This is a genomic window from Algoriphagus antarcticus (assembly GCF_002150685.1).
GTDB lineage: Bacteria > Bacteroidota > Bacteroidia > Cytophagales > Cyclobacteriaceae > Algoriphagus > Algoriphagus antarcticus.
Genome location: NZ_MSSW01000086.1, coordinates 14,197 through 36,748, shown reverse-complemented (window position 1 = coordinate 36,748; position 22,552 = coordinate 14,197). Strand labels below are relative to the sequence as shown.

The 22,552-nt window shown below is 39.1% G+C and carries 11 protein-coding genes and 1 pseudogene; 9 read left to right on the top strand and 3 right to left on the bottom strand.

What is annotated here, in order from left to right:
- From BVH04_RS22380 to BVH04_RS22365, 4 genes are all read left to right on the top strand, one after another.
- The coding region (locus BVH04_RS22380) for a DUF7793 family protein (RefSeq protein ID WP_240511025.1) at positions 1 to 416 on the top strand (416 nt) is incomplete at its 5' end.
- Positions 417 to 429: 13 nt separating this feature from the next.
- Complete coding sequence (locus tag BVH04_RS22375) at positions 430 to 3,264, top strand: PAS domain-containing protein (protein WP_086543690.1); 2,835 nt, start codon at positions 430 to 432, stop codon at positions 3,262 to 3,264.
- A 1,150-nt stretch (positions 3,265 to 4,414) separates the two neighbouring features.
- Positions 4,415 to 5,362 carry a hypothetical protein gene (locus BVH04_RS22370; RefSeq protein ID WP_205635908.1) on the top strand — a complete coding sequence of 316 codons (948 nt, stop codon included), beginning with the start codon at positions 4,415 to 4,417 and terminating at the stop codon, positions 5,360 to 5,362.
- Between the two features lie 19 nt (positions 5,363 to 5,381).
- Positions 5,382 to 5,534: a YqaE/Pmp3 family membrane protein gene (locus tag BVH04_RS22365; RefSeq protein ID WP_086543689.1), complete on the top strand. Its 153-nt coding sequence runs from the start codon at positions 5,382 to 5,384 to the stop codon at positions 5,532 to 5,534.
- 463 nt (positions 5,535 to 5,997) lie between these two features.
- On the opposite strand, the gene BVH04_RS22360 is transcribed toward BVH04_RS22365, so the two are convergent.
- Positions 5,998 to 8,664 (bottom strand): PQQ-dependent sugar dehydrogenase, encoded by a 2,667-nt coding sequence (locus tag BVH04_RS22360; RefSeq protein ID WP_086543688.1) that lies wholly within the window; start codon positions 8,662 to 8,664, stop codon positions 5,998 to 6,000.
- A 388-nt stretch (positions 8,665 to 9,052) separates the two neighbouring features.
- On the opposite strand from BVH04_RS22360, the pseudogene BVH04_RS26745 reads away from it, so the two are divergent.
- The 4 genes and pseudogenes from BVH04_RS26745 (at position 9,053) to BVH04_RS22330 (ending at position 13,467) form a co-directional block, all read left to right on the top strand.
- Positions 9,053 to 9,595: pseudogene (locus tag BVH04_RS26745) on the top strand (ATP-binding cassette domain-containing protein).
- Between the two features lie 524 nt (positions 9,596 to 10,119).
- On the top strand, positions 10,120 to 10,404 hold the full coding sequence (locus BVH04_RS22345; RefSeq protein ID WP_140160646.1) for a hypothetical protein: 285 nt from the start codon (positions 10,120 to 10,122) through the stop codon (positions 10,402 to 10,404).
- 961 nt (positions 10,405 to 11,365) lie between these two features.
- A complete protein-coding gene (kaiC, locus tag BVH04_RS22335; protein WP_086543683.1) occupies positions 11,366 to 12,886 on the top strand; it encodes a circadian clock protein KaiC in 1,521 nt (506 codons plus the stop codon).
- A 5-nt stretch (positions 12,887 to 12,891) separates the two neighbouring features.
- Positions 12,892 to 13,467 carry a chemotaxis protein CheB gene (locus tag BVH04_RS22330; RefSeq protein WP_169714488.1) on the top strand — a complete coding sequence of 192 codons (576 nt, stop codon included), beginning with the start codon at positions 12,892 to 12,894 and terminating at the stop codon, positions 13,465 to 13,467.
- Positions 13,468 to 13,973: 506 nt separating this feature from the next.
- Here the strand turns inward: BVH04_RS22330 and BVH04_RS22325 are convergent.
- Positions 13,974 to 19,103 (bottom strand): adenylate/guanylate cyclase domain-containing protein, encoded by a 5,130-nt coding sequence (locus BVH04_RS22325; protein ID WP_086543681.1) that lies wholly within the window; start codon positions 19,101 to 19,103, stop codon positions 13,974 to 13,976.
- A gap of 197 nt (positions 19,104 to 19,300) precedes the next feature.
- Between BVH04_RS22325 and BVH04_RS22320 the strand changes: the two genes are divergently transcribed.
- Positions 19,301 to 20,866, top strand: a complete 1,566-nt coding sequence (locus BVH04_RS22320; protein WP_169714487.1) for an SRPBCC family protein — start codon at positions 19,301 to 19,303, stop codon at positions 20,864 to 20,866.
- 225 nt (positions 20,867 to 21,091) lie between these two features.
- On the opposite strand, the gene BVH04_RS22315 is transcribed toward BVH04_RS22320, so the two are convergent.
- The gene (locus tag BVH04_RS22315; RefSeq protein WP_116116555.1) at positions 21,092 to 22,546 is read right to left on the bottom strand and encodes a Dyp-type peroxidase; all 1,455 of its coding nucleotides are present in this window, start codon (positions 22,544 to 22,546) and stop codon (positions 21,092 to 21,094) included.
- Between the last annotated feature and the right edge of the window lie 6 nt (positions 22,547 to 22,552).

The window sequence follows — 22,552 nt, the reverse complement described above, 5'->3', positions numbered from 1 at the left end:
ACTTACAAATTTTAAATAGAAATATGATTCCACCCGACGATGCCGAAGTCATTGATTTCCCGAACTCAACTATGTGGTTTGATGAATTTGGAATTCTCTGCTCCGTTGCTAAAAAAGTTCCTCAACAAACTTTAGAAGAAGCAAAAGTGACTATGGAGGAATTCAGAAAATTGACAGGCGGGAAGAGAATTTGCCTGCTTTCAGACAGTACGGATTCACCTCCTGCCAACAAAGAATTGCGTGACTATGCTGCCGAGGTAATGCCTGAAATTGCAAAAGCAGTTGCCATAATTTCCAGATCTGCTGTAGGGAAAATGGCTGCAAATTTATTTTTCAGCATAAAAAAACAACCGTATCCAGTAAAAATGTTTGACGATGAATCTGAAGCGAAAGAATGGTTGAAGCAATATCTATAAAATCAAATTAGTTATGCCGGAATTTTCTTTTTTCAAATGGTTTAAAAATGTTTCTATCGCAAAGAAACTTTATTCTGTAGTGGGCATTATGGCGGTTCTCATTGCTGTTGAACTTGGTACGCTTTACTTTGCCGTTAATACACTTTCGTCGATAAGGGCTTTTGTAGGCGCCGAAGGATTATGGTCAAAATCACAAAAAGACGCCATTTATAATTTGCAACAATATTCCCAAACCCAAAAAGCAGAGGAGGAACAAGCTTTTTACGATTTTATGAAAGTGCCCTTGGGCCATCACAAAACATTGGTGGAATTGTTGAAGGAAACTCCCGACCTGAAAGTTGCCAGAGAGGGGTTACTAAAAGGTGGCAACCATCCTGAGGATATTGATGGGATGATTACATTATTTCTAAGATTTGATAACATCTCTTATATTAAAGAGTCATTACAAATCTGGTCAGAAGCAGACTCTGTTATTGCCCACCTAATACCAATTGCAGAAAAATTACATGCTGAAATCAACCTGCCTACCGGACAGGCAGGCCTGCCTACCCCATCACAAGATAGATTGGATGAGATCATTAAGGAAATAGACCCAATCAATCAAAAACTCACACTACTCGAAAACGATTTTTCTTACACGCTGGGAGAAGGTGCACGCTGGCTCGAAAATACTATTTTAAAATTGTTACTTGCTATTGCACTGACAGTGGAGTTTAGCGGACTGATACTTACTTATTTTGTGGTTAGAGGAATTACCAAAGGGTTGAAAGAAATTGCCAATGCTTCAAAAAGTATAGCCCAAAAAGATTTTAGTGTAAAAGCGCAGGTATTTTCTAATGACGAGATTGGTGCTCTGGCAAACTCATTTAATGAGATGATTGCAGAACTTTCCAACAGCATTCAAAAACGAATACAAGCCGATCAGGATTTGGAATCCAAAGCAACTTTCATTCAGGAAACTGAGAAACGCATTGTTGGTATAATGAATACCCTGATAAAAACCACTCAATTGGATTTTTCAGAAAAGATTATCGTCAGCGATAGAGGTGATGAACTCGACGCCATTGCCGTGGGATTAAATAAGATGAGTGAGGAACTAGAACTTCATTTGTACAAATTGAAGCAAAGCGAAGAAAAACTAAATGATGCACAACGACTAGCTAAAATAGGAAATTGGGATTGGAACATTGTTGATAATACTATTGTATGGTCTGACGAACTTTATAGGATATTCGGCATGAGCCGGGAATATTTTGAAGCTACTTATGAGAATTATTTGAAACATCTTCATCCTGATGACAGGGAGTATGTAGACGGAATAGTGCAACAAGCATATCAAGACCATCGGCCTTTCGATTTCTTTCACCGCCTTATTTTGCCAAATGGAGATGAGCGCACCCTTCATGGAAGAGGAGAGGTTTATCTAAATAATGAAGGCAAGATCATCAGGATGATCGGAACAGCGCAGGATGTCACAGAGCTCAAGACTGCCGAAAAAAAACTAAATCTTTACAATGTCGAATTAGAAATAAAGAACAGGGAATTAGAATCAAAAACAAATTTCATTCAGGAGAATGAAAAACGAATTGTTGCTATAATGGATGCCCTGATCAAAACAACCCGAATGGATTTTTCAGAAAAGCTAGAAGTAAGTAATGTAGGCGATCAATTAGATGCGATTGCTGTAGGCTTAAATACAATGGCTGAGGAACTGGAATATCATTTACACGAATTGAAACTAAGTGAAGAAAAACTGAATGATGCACAAAGATTAGCGAAAATAGGCAACTGGAACATGGATCTGGCTACAAATAAAGTGGAGTGGTCAAACGAGATGTTCAACGTGTACGGATATGGAGAGAAACGATTTGAAGTAAATTTTGAAAAAGCATTGAAACGAATGCTGCCAGAAGATATTGAACTCACCAAGGCAAGGATGGAGGAAAACATCGCCAATGCGTTGAAAGCATTTGACGAAAAAGGTGCTTTGGAATTTGAAAGTCCACCTGCTACGTTTACCCTTGTTTTGCCAGACGGCAGCAGAAAGGTGGTAAGAGGAATAGGCAATATAACGCTTAACAAAAATGGGCAAGTAATCAAAATGGCTGGTACCGCGCAAGATATTACCGAACAGGATAAGGCAGAAAAAAAACTCAATCAATTCAATGTTGAATTACTAAGAAAAAATAAAGAGATAGAACAATTTGCCTATGCAGCCTCACACGACTTGCAAGAACCTCTTAGAAGCATTTCAAACTTCTCAAAGTTATTAGCCGAAAAATTAGAGACCTACCCCGACAAGGAAGTAAATGAATATATGAGTTTAGTAAGTGGCGGGGCAAATCGTATGTCAAACCTCATTTTCGACTTGCTTGAATATTCCCGAATCGGAAAAGATATGTCTAAGTCAGCAACGGATTGTGATAAATTGGTGCATGAAATTTTAATTGACCTGACAGCAATCATTAAAGAAAGCGGTGCAGTGATTCATGTAGAAAAATTACCGGTTATAATTTGCCACGACTTAAAATCAGTTTTTCAAAACCTTATACTCAATGCAATCAAATTCAAAAAATTAGGCCATTCTCCTGTAGTCATTATCTCAGCGACTGACATAGGCAAAGAATTTCTTTTCACAATAGAAGACAATGGCATTGGAATAGAAAAAGAATATTACGACAGAATATTTATTATTTTTCAACGTCTCCACCTCCGAACAGCGTATGCAGGCACAGGTATAGGACTTTCGCTAAGTAAAAAAATCATTGAACTGCATGGTGGAAAAATATGGGTAGAATCAGAATTCGGAAATGGAAGCACATTCTATTTTACAATACCGAAGGAATAGTTTACGGTGATTAAATAGGATTACATTGATAAATGATACACTTACAGAAAATAATTGAATTAGATTACAAAGTCTGACAGGTTGAATGAAGGTCCTCCGAAAAACGGAGACCATTTTTATGCTCCATTTTTTTTGTCCAATGGCGCAGAAATCCTATTTCTTAGGGGAGATTCTGTTCGGAAATTCGGGATTACCCCCGCAGTTAAGTGACTTTATTTATAAAGTTTTTGCATTCAACAGTATTCTTGAAAGCTGTACATTTCACCCGCTAGACTCACTATTCAAGGCACATATACCATATTAAGCCATCACTAGATCTATGCTTATCTCTGTATAAACCTATCGGATTTCCCAACGGAGTTTTTGAACTTTTAAATGGTTCTTGTCGAGACATACTTCGGCTCATACACTTGAATACATTAGTCAAAATGGTATTGAGACATCGCTAACCTTAAACTTTCGATCTCTTTGAACAACATTTTTCACCACATTTGAGCCATTAAAATTGTAGGACAATGACTAAAAAATAACTATCCTGATACATACTAACCTTACTTATTTGACCTTTGGGATAAAGTTTTGGGTATAACTTCTTCACGACAACCAAAGGTTGACTTTCCTGTTAATAGCTACTATTCCGACTATAAATTTTTTATTGTGTATTAGGAAAAACCATCCACTCTCATAAAAAATTGTCAGTCACAACAGTCAAATAACTTGAATTTGTTCCAGCGTTTCTAATTACTACAGCCAAAATAAAATCATTCAGGACATAGCTTTGGATAACATAATTGCAAAACGAAAATTAGCTTGTTTCTTATATAATCAAGCCTTTTAAAAAAGAAAAAACTGTGGATGTGCTAATTATTTATTCCTCCCAAAACTTCCCCATTCAGAGTGAAATCAATTCACAATCTGTGAAATATGTAAAATATTCCTAACATATTGAAACGGTAACGGTTTTACTTTTATCATTTTCATCTTTACATTATAAATTTTTAGATATGTTTTCCAAATATCTGAAGATCAGATGAAACAAGAAAAAGCAATAATCATTAATTCAAACAATATGAAAACCCCTTACACAAATTTCGGAAATATGGCTACCAAAGTTTCAAGAATTTCTTAGGGCGCTCTACTTGCTGGAACTTTGACTGCATTAGCAGTTGTTTCGATGCTCAATTTACTTGGTCTGGGAATTGGTTTCTCTACAATAGACCCAATGAGTGAAAACAACCCACTTAACGGACTTGGAATGGGCACACTCATTTGGCTTGGACTTTCAAATATTGCCGCCCTTTTTGTAGGAGGTATGGTAGCTGGCCGAATGTCTGGATATCCCTCTAAAACGGATGGAGGCCTACACGGATTTTTATCTTGGGCATTATTTGCGTTGTTATCTTTTTTCCTAATAACATCTGCCGTTGGCACAATGGTCAATGGAATGTCTAGCGCAGTTTCCGGCTTATTTGGTGGTTCGCAAAATGATAATGTTAAAGTAATATTAGACAAGGCACAAAAAAAGGGGGAGGATAATACTACACTTTCTTATGAAAAAATTAAACAAGAAGCATTTCAATTGATCAACAAAGCAGAAAATTACAATATCCTTTCAGAAGAAGCTTCGAAAAATACGCGACAGACAATTAATGAAATTGAAAAAGATACAAAGCAAGCCTTTAATGATTTAAACCTCGACAAAAACATTGATGAATTTATCAACGACCTCTCCTTTGATTTAAATGATAACGGTGATTTAAAAATTACCGTCGATGGCGGAGTAGATTTTTTGGACAAGGAAGAGTTGAAAGACTATTTGGCAGAGAACACGGAACTTGATGAAGCCCAAATCAATGGACTAATCAATAAGTGGGACAAAAATATTGAAATAGCGGTGGACAAGGCAGAAAAATATTATGCAAAAGCAAAGCAAAAAGTTATTGAATATAGCGATAAAGCTGCCGAAGCTATTGCAACTGTAAGTATCAGTGCATTCATAATATTCCTTTTGGGTGCTTTAGCCGCATTTTTTGGCGGGGTAACTGGTTCACCTTTGGTTACAGTATCAGAAGAAAGAAGAGAAGAAAAATTTGACTAATCTTAAAACATAAAATGATATGTCACCACTTACTATTATACTCAACATACTTTTGCCGCCGTTGGCAGTTTTTACGAAACACGGTTTAGGCTCAACATTTATAATTAGTCTAATACTGACTATTATCGGCTGGATACCTGGTGTGATACACGCATTTATAGTTAATGATTGAGTTGGCGCTTTCTTTGTGATCTTTGCGGTTAAAAAAAGACCCATCTGGTTCAAGTCTCCTGACTTGAACCTTTTTTTATTGCAGTATTCAGAATGCTTCCACTTGATAAGGAAAAAAAAAAAATCAGTCATATCGTATTTTGTGGATACAAAGAATGGTCAATGATCAATTTTCAAATTCAATGATCAAAGAGCCAACTCTTCCCTTCGCGCTTTTCTTTGTGCCCTTTGCGATTAAAAAAGACTTTCCGACGAAACTGCCATTTTGAAAATAATTCATAACCTTTCGATCTGTAAGGACACAGACCGAGGCATCAAAAAAGACATGCATGAAGTAGGACTTCACAAACTGAAATGAAAGAAAAACCCTTCGCGAAACCTTTGTGATCTTTGCGGTCAAAAAAAGACTTTCAGAAAAAAGCCCGAATCTGATCAGATCCGGGCTTTTGTATTTTCTCAGTTTACTACCGATTGAATTTTATCGTATTCAGGTTGAATCTGTTCCATATCGAAACTTCTGAGTCAGGTCGGAAGACTACATACACATCCTGAATTCCTGAAGTCGCCTGAATCGGAACTTTCACCGGAAACCAGACTTCTTCCGAGTTTTTCGGACGATCATCTTTGCTAAGCGAAGGAGTAGATCCGATCAAAGTTCCATCGGTACCTCCTACCCTGATTTCCAATTTCCCTTTCGCATTTCCGGGATTCAAAACCAGCTCGAGTTCCTGTATTTGAGTTAAATCAAGATCCTTGAAAACAATCCATGCGTCCTTTTCCGTAAAGCCCACAAACTGAAATTGAGCCCCATTTGATTTGGCTACGTCTTTCAGTTCATTTGCTGAAGAGGCGCGGACAAGCGAATTCCTTAGCGTGAATTGGGTTGAAGTTTTGATAGGAGCCACGCCGTTTCCACCCTTATCCAAATAATCCGCAGCAATTAGATAATAGCCTTCCGGATTCTCAGTTTTGTCAGGCGAATAGGCGCCAGAAAGCGGAAGCGTTCCTTTATTAGCCAGCGGATCGGTAATTCCCAAAATAAAATCAACCATAATCTCCACCTGAAAAGCTTCCAACTGCGGATGTCCGGGCATCACTCGCTCTCCTCCCCACACGCCACCGCCACCGTTGATGATCTTATTGACCAGATACCCTTTGGCATCAGCCTGTCCTTTGTACTTCTCCGAAACGGCAGTATAATTTGGCCCGACAGATTCATTCTTGATGGCATGACAAGCTTTGCAACCTGCCTGTGTGATGTAATTTTCTCCCGGGCTTAGCGCTTCTTCTTTCAAGTGACCCACTTGGATCAGGTCAAATCCGCCTTCGAGATAATCAATCGAAAAATTGATTTTTTCATCTGCAATCCGTCCATCTTCTTTGTCTGAGACTTTCACCGCATAGTTGATCGACTCTTGCCCGAAGTAGAAACTTTTGTTTCCCGACCAGTCAATCGTGACAATCGGAGGATCATTTCCAGCTTTTACTTCAATGGAAGCAATAGCCGAGGCGCCAGCTTTGTCGGTTGCGGTTACTATTACGTCGTAATTTCCGGCTTTTTCGAAGCGATGAGTCGGATTAGCTTCCGTCGATTTCGAAGATCCATCCCCAAAATCCCAACTGAATGCAAGCTGATCATCCGCATCTGCATCCACCGTCCCGGCGGATGAAAACTTAACTTGCAGCGGAGAGGCACCGGCCAATTTATCTGCGGAGATTTTGACGGTTGGATTTCTGTTGCCAGGAGCAAATTCGATCCGATAAATACCAGAGTCATCATTCTGAGAACTCCAAAACGTGCCGTATTCCAGAATATAAAGTGAGCCATCGTTTGCAAACTGCATGTCAACCGGCTTTTCAAAAACAGTCGAAGGCATGAAGCGTTCCATCGTGTCATATTGGTAATCTTCAGTTAGGGAAACCGTGAAAATCCAGTTACGCATCCAGTCAAAGAAGAAGGCCTTGCCATCGTAATATCCCGGAAACCGAACCTCGGATTTCCCATAATCCTCCCGATAATATACAGGACCAGCCATGGCATTTCGGCCACCTGTTCCAAGCATCGGAAACTCCACAGATTCATCGTATGGATACCAAATCAAAGCCGGAGTTGCAGAAGGCAAACTCTCAATTCCCGTATTATTCGGAGAAGTATTTTTTGGCGCTGCCGGATCAAACTCATACAGACTTTCCTGCTTTTCGAAATCATATTTCCAGTAAGGTTTGTTGTTTCCAACAAAATATGGCCAGCCAAAATAGCCCGACTTGGTTGCCAGATTAAACTCATCATGCCCTTTCGGTCCACGCTTCAAACTGTCAACAGAAGCATCCGGACCTACTTCTCCCCAAAACAGGTTTCCATTTCTCTGATCGATCCCGATTCGAAATGGGTTTCTGTTTCCCTTCACATAGATTTCAGGTCTTGTATTTGGAGTTCCCACGGGAAAAAGATTCCCTTCAGGAATCGTATACGTCCCATCAGGCTGAGGAGTGATCCGGATGATCGAGCCTCTCAGATCATTGGAGTTGCCCGCGGTCTTTTGTGCATCGACATTAGCCGGACGACCTGCGCGCTCATCGATCGGATTGTAATTATCAGACTCAAATGGAGTGGTGTCATCACCCAAACTCAGGAAAAGATTGCCTTTGGAATCAAACTCAATCGAACCTCCGGAATGGCAACAGCCGTGAAAAACAGGAACCTCCAACATGATCTTTTCTGATCCTTTGTCCAGCAATTGATCCACGAGTGTGAACCTAGAAAGTCGGTTGATGTGATTATCTCCAACCGGTGAATAGTAGAGGTAAAGCCATTGGTTTTCGTTGAATTTGGGATCTTTGGCCAAGCCCAATAATCCGTCTTCTGCCTGATCATACACGTCAAGAGATCCAATTTCAAGAACCTCTCCAGTCGCCGCTTCCAACTTTCTGAGCTTTCCTCCCCGCTCAATAAAAAGTACGTCTCCGTTATCCAGAACCTCGAGTTCCATGGGTTCATTGAGCTTTTCCACCAGCGTAACTTTGGTAAAACGGCTTTCATCAGGTTTGACAGTTGCAAAAGGATCTTCTTCCTTTTTGGTACAGCTCCACATTATCCCCAGCACAGCAATCAGGAGTACCGATTTTTTCATAGGTTTTTCAGGTTTATTGGATGTCAAGATACTGAAAAACAGATTTCAGAAAAGTGCCGATGGTGGAAAATAGTTGGCAAAGGGCAAAAGGCAGTTGCCCTCTGGTTTCCTTCACTGCATGAATTAAGGCAAACAAGCTTCCCACTTTCTTTACTTCAGGACTGCCAGTCCCGAGAATCGGGAAATCCCGCTCTTAAAGACCTTTATTCACAAATCACCTATTCCCAACTGTGTTCATTAATGCTTCGCATTTCACCCGTTGGAACGATCCTCTTTTTGGTCCATATTCACCATGTATCGCCAATGCTTTTTCGTTAGTCAGAATTGTAAAACAACCGTCACAACATATCAATGCACATAATCAAACCCGAGGCGTTATCAAAATACTTTGGGACAACTCCTGACAGACAACATTTCAATCCATGTTAAACAAGGAGAAATTTATGGTTTCTTAGGAATTAATGGTGCGGGAAAAACGACCTTAATAAGGATTTTGTTGGGAATGATAAAACCAGACAAAGGCAAAATAACTCTTTTTGAAAAGGAACTCAATCCACAGTTTAATCTTTGGAATGACAGGTTATTTAGTTGAAATTCCGTTTTCCTATCCTAATCTATCAGTGAGAGAAAACTTTAGCGTTTATTACAAATTGAGGCAACTCAAGAAACCCAATTTGAAGACAGTACTATTAAAAAACTAAAACGTTCGGAAAATCAAAACAAAAAAGCAAAAGTGCATTCTCTTGGCAACCAGCAACGACCGGGATTGGCAAAAGCATTAATGCACCAACCAAAATTGCTAATTCTTGACGAACCAATTAAACAGCTTAGACCCCGAAGGAATAGTAGAAGTAAGAGATATGTTAAAGGAACTTTCACAAAACGGCTCAACCGTTTTTCTGTCAAGTCATATACTTGGAGAAATTTCTAAAGTAGCTAACCGCATTGGGATTATTCATAAAGGCAAATTGGTTAAAAAACTGACTACGAATGAATAAAGTAACCAACTCTCAAAAAAAATAATTTTAAACACTGCCGACTACACACAAGCCCTTCTACATATATTGAATAGGAACTACAAAGCAATCTTGACAGAGAACAATGAAATAGAAATTACAAATAAGGAGGCATTTGAACATCCTGAATTTCTTTAAAAATTATTGGTAGAAAAAGGACTTGCACCAATGCAAATTTTCCAGTTCACCGAAGTGTATATTCCGATCCATCTTGACCACCTGTTCCGGTGATGTTGACCACCCCTTTTATGGGGATATCTGACTATCGAGGGACCTAATTCCGGTGATCTTGACCACTGTCAATCCGACCATATTGACCATCTCTGTAAGAGTGGTCAATATTGCCAGAATGACGTGATTGACCACATGGATTTTTTCAGTTATCGTTTGCTTTGCGGGAGAACTAACACCGCAAAGTATGGCAGGAAAAACGATAACTATGAGTAATCTTAAACAGATAATTCGCCACCGTGACAACGGCATGGCACTGCAAACCATCTCCAAAACTTTGGGTATTTCCCCTAACAGGGTCAAAAAGTACCTTCAATTGGTTGATTCCAAAGCTTTAACCTATGGAGAACTTCTCATCAAAAACGATGAGGAGCTTGATGTATTACTTTCTGATCCTGACCAAATATCTGAACAAAGACCAGTTGCTGGAGCTCTTATTATGCAGTCGGTTCTTCCTTATAGATTAGATCAACTATACCCCAATCCATACTGACAGAACAGATTAGGATAAGAACCCGTGACTTGTATAGGCCACTCAACTGCTTTGACCTTACTTCTTTTGAAGTCCTTGTAATTGTTCAGAATCCATCTGATCATTCTATGGCGCAGGCATTAAAACACAGGTCTTCGACAGCATATTTTCGCATAATATAGTACTCATACTCGGGTCTTTGGATTCAGTATTTTAACCAAATCCTGAATGCCCTCTAGGGTTTGATATGGAGGGCAAGTTTAAGGAGCTCTCCCGTGATTCGTGTCTTGGATTTTCGGCTCATTTTGCAATCAAACATAAGGTAATCAGTTCTTCAAATAAAGGTAGAAGAAACATCAGTTGATTGGGATTTTAGTCCTTAAAGCCTACATTTAAGTGCTGTTTTTGCACACCTCAAAATACATGTTTTGAGTAAAACAAGAAAGGCTAGACGAGAAATCGACAAGCCTTTTAAACTATCTATTTTTGAGACGAGCTCTTTTTTTCACGCCTTGTCCTACCCTGATATCATTGCCCTTCCCACAATTATCGGAATTAATTACCTCACTATCTTAAATCCTATACTGACTCTCAATTATCGAATTGCTCCCGACTAGGGATAACGCCCAGGCAACGAGCCAACGACAATCAGCCGAGGAAATATCGATCAATCTATATATAATTGACCAACCAGTAAAATAGACAGTATAAATATATTTTGTAGATTTAGATAGAAAAAAAAATCATCGAAAACTCTATCTAAGTGAAATAACAATCTGTATATCCACTTTTCTGCCAGTAAAAGACAAAATCAACAGAGAATTTTTGGTGATCCCGATAGCCATCGGGACTAACAAAGGCGCCACTTTTGTCTTCCGCCATCGGCCTGCCTCGCCGTGGCAGGTCTTCCAGCCTGATAAGCAAAGAAAATAAGACTAGTAGCAGCATTGCGGATAATCATAAATAACAAAGCACTATCCTCATGACAAAAACTACGAAGGGAAAAATTACTACCAAGCGTAGTAAATTATTCAAATCCCCTACCGGCATCAAAGGTTTCGACGAAATTACCGAAGGCGGACTTCCGAAAAACAGAACAACTTTAGTTTCTGGAAATGCCGGCTCCGGAAAAACCCTTTTTGGGATTGATTTTCTAATCAAAGGTGCAACCTCTTATAACGAGCCGGGGGTTCTCATGTCGTTTGAAGAGACATTAGATGAACTTTATACAGACGTGAATTCTCTCAATATGAATTTGCAAGGGCTTGTATCGGAGGGAAAGATTTTGTGCGAACATGTTATTTTAGAGCGCGAGGACATTCAGGAGACCGACTTTAATTTAGAAGGAATCTTTGTTCGTTTGGAAGATGCCATTGATTCTATCGGTGCCAAACGTGTGGTTTTAGATTCTATTGAATCTATCTTTGCAGGCGTTACAGATCTTGGCATTCTTCGTATAGAGATAAAAAGACTTTTCCGCTGGCTCAAAGAAAAACAGGTCACGGCAGTCGTTACAGGCGAGCCGGGAGAAAGCGATTCATATACACGTCATGGCCTGGAGGAATACGTTTCTGATTGCATAATTCTACTGGATAACAGGGTCAGAGACCAAATTGCCACCCGTAGAGTTCGTATTATAAAATATCGGGGGTCAAAGCATGGCACAAGCGAATATCCATTTGTTATAGATGATGAAGGACTTTCAGTAATTCCCATCACGTCAGCAGGACTTGAACAACCGGGCACAGAGAAGCGAGTTTCGTCAGGAATTCCAACGTTAGATCAATTGTTCACGGGTAAAGGCTATACCAAAGGCAGTACCATACTGGCTTCGGGCACTGCTGGCTGCGGAAAAACAAGTTTTGGGGCGGCATTTGCACTGGAAAGTTGTAAACGTGGGGAACGCTGTCTTCTCTATTCTTATGAAGAATCAGCAGGGCAACTTACTCAAAATATGAAATCTATCGGTATTGATTTTACGCCGTGGATAAAAAAAGGACTCTTAAAGATTGTGGCTATCAGACCTTCCTTTCTTGGTTTGGAGATGCATCTTCTGAGTATTTATAAGCTCGTTGATAGTTTCAAACCAAAATCTGTGGTGGTAGACCCACTCACAAGTCTTATTGGCGAAGGCGATCAGCGTGAAGTTTCATCGATGCTTACCCGTATGATTGACCTATTCAAATCCAAGGGCATCACTACGTTTTTTACAAGTCTTGTTTCTGCAAACTTTAAAAGTAATACAAGTGGCGAAATCGGTGTTTCATCTCTGATTGACACTTGGATTGTTTTTAGAAATGTAGAAGAAGTGGAAAGTAGAAAACGCACGCGTGAACTTTTTATAGTTAAGTCTCGTGGCACCAACCATGATAGCGATGTGCACACATTTGTTTTGAGTGATGATGGAATTTTTGTGATGCCAAATGATGGTAAACCTAAATTAAGCACCGGTAAAAAAAAGGAAGTTGATAAAAATATTGCTGAGAATAAAAATATTCAATAATAATCGTGAAAACAGTTCAGCCTATATTAATTGTGGGTATTGGTGGCTCAGCCGGAGCACTTAACGCATATAAGGCTCTGCTGAATGCAATGCCGCATGATACAGGTATGGCCTTTGTTGTTATTTCTCACATGCTCCCGACGGCCCATAGTCAGTTGACCAAGATACTGTCGAGACACACGAAAATGTCAGTCCTCTTGGCATCTGATGAGATGCCGATCCATGCGAACCATGTTTACATAATGCCTCCGGACTCAGATCTTACTGTGGAAAATTATAAGCTTAAATTAATTTCTCCTCGGACTGGCAGGAACAAACAGGTTGATTTATTTTTCATTTCTCTTGCAGAGGCAATGGGCGTCCGTGCGGTCGGCATTATTCTTTCCGGATATGATGGCGATGGTACAGCGGGCTGCAAGCACATCAAAGCCAACGGAGGAAAAACTTTTGCCCAAGACTCGTCTGCCGAAGTTGGCAACATGCCGCTCAGTGCTCAGGCAGCTGGTTGTGTTGATTTCGTTTTGCCACTTGATAAAATTCCAGACACCCTAAAAAGCCTGGCTGCTGAGCTTGAAACTTAGAAACGATTTACTAAACCCGAAAGTCTTGATGTGCAAGTTGAAACGGATCACAACAAATTCAATTTTTTAAAGGAGCTATCAGAAAAACTAAACTATTTTGACAAATCGATAAATGATAGGAATAAAAGCACGAATCGCTAATCATGATACTATCATAGCTACCTGATAATCACGAATCTTCCTAGCCTCGATCCAGCTCGCCTAACCAAAATTAATCTCCCTTACTGGTTTTTAAAAAAAACCTTTCTCCGCAAATAATCCCATTCATTTTAAATAGGTTAATTTATCCTTAGGATTTTCAATCTGGCGGGATAAAAGCTCCTTGGCTCAAGGTTTGGATTTTGCTGAGTAAGAAGTTAGGGAAATGCTGCCAAGATGGTTTTTTCCAAAGAAGCCCTAAATATGACCTGAAGAGCTCGGTTGGATGAATAAATCCAATACTACGCTTCATAAAAAAAAATCGGATCTTCTAAATAGAGTTGAACGCCAACTTGATTGGCAGAATACTATTTCCCTTCCAACCTCTCCACAAAATACATATCTACTTCACCTTTATTTTTGGCGAGGACTTTTCCTCGGTGCGAACATGCGAAATGATCTTTGATAAGTTCGTAGGTGGCTCCGGAAATGTTGATTTTACCAGCCTCACTGCTGCTCTCCATTCTTGAGGCGAGATTTACGGTATCGCCCCAGATATCATAAGCAAACTTATTCAAGCCTACTATTCCAGCCACCACATTTCCTGTATGGATTCCTATCCTAAGCTCAAAAATGGGCTTATTTTCACCTCTGTTCCTTTCCTTGTGATCCTCGATGAAATCCCGTATTTCAATAGCCGCATTGATGACATCGAATGGATGTGTGCTGTTAGCCACAGGAATACCTCCCGCAGCCATATAAGAATCTCCGATAGTTTTTATTTTTTCTATGCCGTGCTTTTGGACAATTCGATCAAATTCCTTGAAACAAAAATCAATCTCCGAAACTAGGTCAACTGCATTCATTTGTTCGGCAATAATCGAAAAACCCTTGAAATCAGTAAATAAAACCGTGACACTTTCATACTTTTTTGACTCTGCAGATCCCTTTTCCTTCAATTCTCTGGCGATGTAAAGCGGAAGAATATTCAGCAAGAGCTCATCTGATTTACCCTTCTCATTCTGGAGATCAAAGGTTCTTTCTTTGACCTTAGACTCAAGATTCGAATTGTACTCTTCAAGTCTTTTTTCATTCAATCTCAAATTTTCCTCCACCTCTTTTCTCACCTCAACTTCTTGGATCAATTTATCATTGAGCTGATTCGTACTTTCCAGAAGCATGGCATTTTGGAGTGAGATGGCAGTCTGAGTAGCCATGACTTGCAGTATCTCAATTCGTTCCTTGGTAAACGCTCCAGAAAGCGAGCTATTCTCAAGATATAACAAGGAAAAGCCTACACCAGAATGCTTCTGAGGTATACAGAGAATGGATTTGATTTTGTTTTCTCTGATGTATTCCTCATCAGAGAAAGGTAAGGTCTTGGTCGCATCGTCGAGCACAAGTGTATCTCCTGATCTAAGCACAGAGTTGATCACTGAATGACTTATTTCTTCATACTCTTCGTAAGGTATATCTTGGAGGACTTTGATTTCATTGGTAGAATTATCAATCGTTGCTTTGATCAACTTCTTTTCCTTTTCTATAGTAATGAGAAATGCACGATCTGCACCTGCATTTTCGCTTACCAATTGCATCAAGCCAGTGAGAATATTCTCCAATTTCATTTCACCGGAGATGAGATTAATCGTCTTCAGGATAGTATCCAAGTCAAGAATATTAGAATTTTGACCTGTTTCCTCTGAAGAAATAAACCCTTTATATTCTTCTTTCATTTGATCCAGCTTCGCCTTTGCTCCCCATTTTTCGTAGGCTTTATAGGCATTTGACAAATAAAATTGTGCGGCTTCGGGTTGCTGCTGAGATTTAAAATATACCCCTGCCCTCTCCCACATCAAAGCCTCATCCTGAATGTACTTATGCACTCTAGCGTACCTGATAGCATAAGTAAAGGATCTGATAGCCATATCAAAATTTCCAATGAGCGCTTCATATTCTGCTTTCATGAACTCATAGCGATGTTGGAAATTGGCTTCAGAATGCTTTACTAAACCACCGATCAGCTTGAGGTTCTTTCTATAGATTTTTAAAAGTGATTTTTGCTCTGAGGAAGACCTGATATGAAAAATTGGGGTAATACATAAGTTTTCATAATAGAAAAACAACATCTCGGTGATAGAACCTTTGACTGGTATTAGGTGCAATTTTGCCAAGCCACAAAACTTCCATGCAGCTTCATTTTGATTGAAAATGAGACTCAAGACCTTCTTCTGAGCGTACAGATTATGGTAATACAGACTGAAAGCAGGTTCATCCGGAAAATCAATTTTTCGCTCATCAAAAATATCACCACTCAAAAACTCAAAGTCTTTGACTCCATCTACCAGGCATAATGCAGACTGGCGAAACAAATCAATTCGTTTGATTTGCATGATTTGATTTAGAGGTGCGATTTGTTTGCTAAGCAATTCTCCTCGCTGCAAAATCTTGGGGATTGGTTCTCCCCCATAGAAATTCCAATAAATAATCAACTGCCCAATAATGGACGTAAATTCAAAATCCCCTGTTTCAAGCCCTTTTTTCAATGCCTCTTCCAATTCCGGAATACTATCCGCTAAGTGCTTCAGCCAGTGCGAAATAAACATCACATATACTTGCTTAAAGGAGACAAACTGCTCTTCATTTTGAATAACCTCAAAAACGCTATTTCCTAACTGCCCCATCCTGAGTCCTTTTGCCACATTACCCATAAAAGCTATGTTGATGTAGCCAAAGACTACAAAGGCAACTGGCGTTTTGGAGCCTAATCCAAACTTCAGTGTAAGCCGGATCAACTCAAACATGATCAAGGGAAGCAAATTGGGCTCTGTGAGGTATGCCGCCAACGCCATGTGATGAAGAATAGACATGGAAATGAGCAGCTTTTCATCTTTGATCTCAGGGAGGTGAAGAATTTTATCTTCGGAAAAGGACATTAATCTAATGTTCGTACGCACCAACCCAAAAAGCACATTCAGTTGAGTAGGATGACGCTTTAGATCAATATGGGTAGAACGAAGGGCCTCTAGTCCAATTTCAATTACTCTCTTTTGGTCATTCTCGACATTTGCATTTTGGATTTTGAGGTCAGCTAATTTCAGCTTTTCCAGTGTATTGGTGGCATTGGCATCAAGTAATATGGAGTATTTCACAAATAACTCTTGATTATTGCACTGATAGGCAGCTACAGCCGATTTTAGATATAGATCGTAAGTGAAATCTCTATCAGTATCCCAAGAATCAGCAGGAAGGAGCTCGAGCGCATTTTTAAAATATTGCATGGCCAAAACGTATGCTGTAGAATTTTGAGCACGCTGACCAGCTATGCTATTAAGCTCACAAAGTTTTTTGATCTCTAAGGAATCAGAGATTAATTCCTTTCCAAAGTTGAACTGATTTACAATATCAAATATCTCCTCTCTCAGATCTTGTTCTTTGGTGGTTTTTAAGAGAATACGTCCGATATTAAGATGATTCTCCTTTTTACCCTGCTCATCTATCAAAGAATAGATTGCTTGCTGTACCCTGTCATGAACAAAATAAAAACTTCCATCCAAGCTCTCTATGACTAGATCTAAATCTAGGGCACGATTAAAATCCCGGGTCACCTTTCCATATTCTTGCTCCGAGATATTCACCAAATCTTTCAACCAAAATTTATTTCCAATACTAGACGCCAGCTTCAGGATAGAGATGGTATTTTGAGGAAGTTCGTTTATAGTTTCCAAAAACAAATTGACAATATCCCCTTCCACATTATAGCTGATCAGCTTATCTATATTCCACTTCCATATATTTTCATTGCCGTCAAAAAACAACATCTCATTTTTGTATATGGCTTTTATAAACTGATTGGCAAACAGGGCGTTTCCCCCTGATTTTTTAAAAACAATACTGGCTAATTCATCTAAATACCTCTCAGATTTACCTAAGATATTGGATACCAATAATTTGATATCCTGTTCCTTCAGGTTTTCCAATAATATCTCCTCAGCATGAATGCCTTGTTCCTCCAACTCCATTTTGAATTGAAGGAATAAATGGCCCGGCGTAAGCTCATTATCCCGGTATGCGCCTACGATTAAGATATTGTTGAGATCAGTATTGATGAGGATAGTTTTCATCAAATCAAGAGACGAGACGTCGCTCCACTGCAGATCATCTATAAAAATGAAAACTGGCTTACCCAATTCAGAAAATATCTGGAAAAATTTATTAAAGGCGTAATTGAATCTCAACTGTGCTTCTGTTCCTGTCAGAATTGGGACTTCTGGTTCGCTGTCCAGCAATCTTTCCAAACCAGGAATAACCTCAAACAACACTCTCCCGATGGGTTGCAACAAATCGTGAAGCTTAGCTTTCCATTTGCTGAGCTCTGTTTCATTTAAAAGTAAAATCTGGTAAATCAACTTTCCCAAAGCTTGAGAAAAAGCTGAATAAGGAACATCAGCACGGAGCTGATCGAATTTACCGGAAATAAAAAATCCTCCTGCCTGCACCACAGGACTATACATGCGCTCCACCAAAGCAGATTTTCCTACACCCGAATTGCCATAGACGTAAACCAGGCTTTTCTCATTTGCCAGTGTTCTTGAGAAGGCTTCTCTCAGCTGTTTGATCTGTCTGTCTCTGGCATAAAGTTGATCTGAAAACGTCAACAGTCCAGAAGAATCCTGAGTACCAAGTAGAAATCCATCGATATCCAGCTCCTTTTCAAGAGAGTATAGAATCATTTCCAAATCATACATAACCCCCTTGGCAGAATGGTACCTATTTTGGACATCCTTTTCTATCATTTTCATAACCAAATCCGATAGAACTTCAGGGATTTTTGACAATTCTGAAGGATGCTTGGGGGTCAAAGCTATATGAGCATGGATTTTAGCGGCACCTTCTTTGGATTCAAATGGCAATTGCTTTGCAAAAATCCAATAAAAAATAATACCCAATGAGTAGATGTCAGTATAAAATCCTATATCCGTACTGATTCTCCCTGTCTGTTCAGGTGCGATAAAATCATAATCAGCTTCAAAAAAAATCAACCTTCTCTCATTTCCAATTTTTCTTTTTATCCGAGTAGCCAGTCCAAGGCTTATAAAAAACACTTTATCTGAATCTGCCTCGATCAAGACATGGTCAGGATTGAGGTTTAAGTGAACAAATTCCTTTCGATGAACTTCATCAAGCCTTTTAATTATAGAAATACAGATTTTTACCTTCTCAATAATGTTTAACTGCTTTGAGACGACCTCCTTTAAACTTTTACCATTTACAAACTGAAGTTTTAAATTGAGATCTGCCCCAGTGTTTTCACTCTCTAAAACGTTCCTAAAACCAGGAATTGATATCCCTGAAAAAGAAGCCTCATTATTTGCTTTTAAGGTTTCTATCTGAGAAAGCGTAGAAAGAGAGATTTTTTTGGCGACAAAACTACTACTCAAGTTTGATTCTGAACTCTGTGTGGCAGAATCACTTTCTGAGTACAAAATTTGCCATTTCATCAAAAAAGAATGTTTTAACTAACAAATACTTGAATAGGATACCAAAATGGATTTTGGGAAGTTCTTTCACTAAATTTAATACAATTATCAGTATATAAAACACAAAATTTTATTTCTTAGGGCGTCTCCATTACCATATTTTTAATTACATTCAGTAAGATTTTTAGATTTTTTTTCAACTCATTTTAATGAACTCCATGGCAACCAGAACCGAAACTGCAAAAAAAATAGGACATGAATATGTACAAGATGATGAAGATCATATTGCCTATAAAATGATTCAGGAATTTGAAGCCCAAGTAACGAGGATGTACCAGGACAAAAAAATGCTCCGACAGGTACATACCAAGATGCACGGCTGTGTAAAAGCCTCATTTACAGTAGAAAAAGATTTACCAGAGAAAGTAAAAGTAGGAGTATTTGCTGGCGAGCCAAAAGACTACCATGCATGGGTGCGCTTTTCAAATGGAAACACCCAACCTCAGAAGGACAAAAAAAAAGATATTCGAGGTGTCGCTATTAAGCTATTAGGAGTACCCGGAGAGAAAATCCTGGAAGACGAATTGCTAGCTGAAACTCAAGACTTCCTATTGATGAGTTCGGAAACATTCTTTGCTAAAACTGTCAAGGAATTGAGTGAGCTTCTCGGTGCAATGACTTCACCGAATTTAATAAAAAGTAAACTTTTTATTCTAAACCCTTTTCTCTGGCCAATCATAGGACGGGCAATGAAAAGTAAGGTTGCGTGTAAGAATCCTCTTGACATTCCTTATTGGAGCACCCAACCCTATCAGTTTGGAAAAATAAAGCACGCAGTAAAATATCACCTTCGACCAAGCCCAAGCAATATAACCGTCGTAGAAAACACGACTGATTACAATTATTTGAGATATAATCTTGCTCAAACTCTGCATGACAACGAGGCTAAATTTGACTTTTTTGTTCAGTTCCAAACTGATGCAAATGCAATGCCTATAGAAGACCCTACAGTGGCGTGGAGTTCGCAAAATATTAAAGTGGCTACATTAACCATCCATCCTCAGGTTTTTGATACAAATGCACAGCTAGCTTTTGGGGACAACCTATCTTTTAATCCCTGGCATTCCCTTCCCGAGCATAGACCTTTGGGAGGTTTTAATAGAGTAAGAAGAAGAGTGTATGAGGTCATGTCAAAATTCCGACACGGTAAAAACAAATTGCCTGACGCTGAGCCAAAGGATTCTGAATCCTTTTTAAATGACTTAAACAAACTAAACACCCATGTCACTATAGATCAACAAGTACCCTCCAAAAACATCCTTTTCACCACCGCAGAAGTCATCGTCAATTGCGACAAAAAGACAGCATACGAATTCGTATCTAGTGTTGAAGAGCTTTCAAGCTGGCTACTGAAAACCGGCCCTATTTATGGCATCATCAAAGTGACTAAGTTACGTGGAGACTGGGCTAGAGTCGGAGATAATAGGCTAGTAGAAAGAGGAGATTCAGCGACTTTGGTGGAAGAACTCATCTCTGTACATCGCTATTCTAATTATGCTTACCAGACGACCAAATTCAGTGATATTTTTAAGCATTTTACTACCATAACGTATGGCCATATGTGGTTTGACACGATAGATGATAAGACAAGACTTCGATGGGTATATACTTTCACCTACAAAAACCTATTATCAAGAATCTTTCTGTCGATTTTCGCCCCACTGTTTCTGAAAAAATACCTTCAAAATGGTTTGAACAACGCCAAAGCCTTTTTGGAAGAGTAAGTAGGACTAATGTTTTCTTGGTTATTCTATTTTTACCAAAAAAATCATTTATGTGTGACTAAAGTCACAGCTATTCAGCCTCACTAAAAAGAAGTGTGACTAAAGTCACAGCTATTCACCCTAACTAAAAAGAAGTATTTGAAAATATGTGTTTGACTATCACAGCTGCTCTGCTTCTGGAGAAGCAGAGCTAAGATGATTATTTAACTATCTAGATCTTTAGTCCTAAATCGTAGATAGATACCGCAACACATTGATCGACGGAAAGAAGAAATAGGCTCCGCCTTTCACAGTGATTACTCTTGGGAGGTTTTTGTACGTTTTGTTCACTGGTGAATCTTGTATTGTGAAATTCTGTTCTTCTCCTAAATTAGCCTGTTCTTTAACCCCAATAATAGGATCAGGATCATTATAGAGTTCCTTGTTTTTAGGAAGATTAGCCCAGGTATATTGGAGAAATTCAAACTGACGGCTGATATCCACATTGAAACAAATAAAGAGTAATCCCACCTCTCCGTTTGGTGTAGTATTCGTAGGAGACCCCTCATAGATCTCTCCGTAAAGTCTGGCTCGTCTAATTATCCGATGTTGGTTACTGAGTTTAAGAGACTCTTTAGGACTATGATCATCAACATTATCTCTGGGGTTTGCTCGTCTCAAGTGAGATCCAAATGGACATTTCAAACCATCTTTATCAAATTTTGAATAACCAAAATCATTGATATCACTATTAGGTCCTGGATCTTTATCAGGAAAAAGTGTAATAGGAGCTCCATTCTGCCACCTTCCCATAAATTTGGCACCTAACTTCAAACTATCTTCTATATTGATAGAGCCGTTTGGATTTTTACTGTTCTCATTCATAAAACTCCAAAACTTGTTGACATCCTGTTCCAGCTGTCGCATCACCATGAAGGTCCCATCTTTCCCTATGTCTTTCTTTCCACTTCCTCCTGCATCCGGGGGAAGTAAATTCAAATTTCCTTGCTCTTTGACTATTAAGGGTGTATCTGGATACACCCCAAATTCATTTTTGTAGCCAAACAAAAACTCCCCGGCTTTGACGACATCATCTTTATTCCCTACTCTACCGGACCCTTCGATTATAGGTTGGGATATCCCATCTCTAAACCCAAAGTGTTCTTTATTGTCCGGCTGGGTTTGACCATCAATAAAAAATAATTGTTTTAATCCATTTTCCTCAAACTGCGATTCTAGCTCTCTGTAATAATTAAGACATACAATTTTATCTTTTTCCAGATCATCTTTAGCCGTCTTATCGTTGCCAAATACCATTAGACAAAGATGAATTGAATCAGTATTTTTGTCTCCCCAATTCCAATTTTCAGGTTTACTTGTATCATAGTCACCTAGTAGCCTGGTGCGGTGTGCTGAGACCATTCCCTGGCGAAACTCCCTAGAAAAAGCTGCAAGATTCTCCTCCTTTAGCCCCAGAGCTCTTAAGCCTTCATGGCTAAATGCAATATTCAAATGCGTAGGCGATATCTTTGATTTATCGTGTATATGTCTTGCAGAAGTCATCTCTAACCAAGACTTCGAAAGCCATTTTTTGACTGCGTTGGCATCAGAAATTTGCAGGTAAACAAACCTCGAATACAACATATGAGCATATCCTCGGATCAGGTAACCTTGGATATTTTCGAGTTCTAGCATTGTCATATCTAT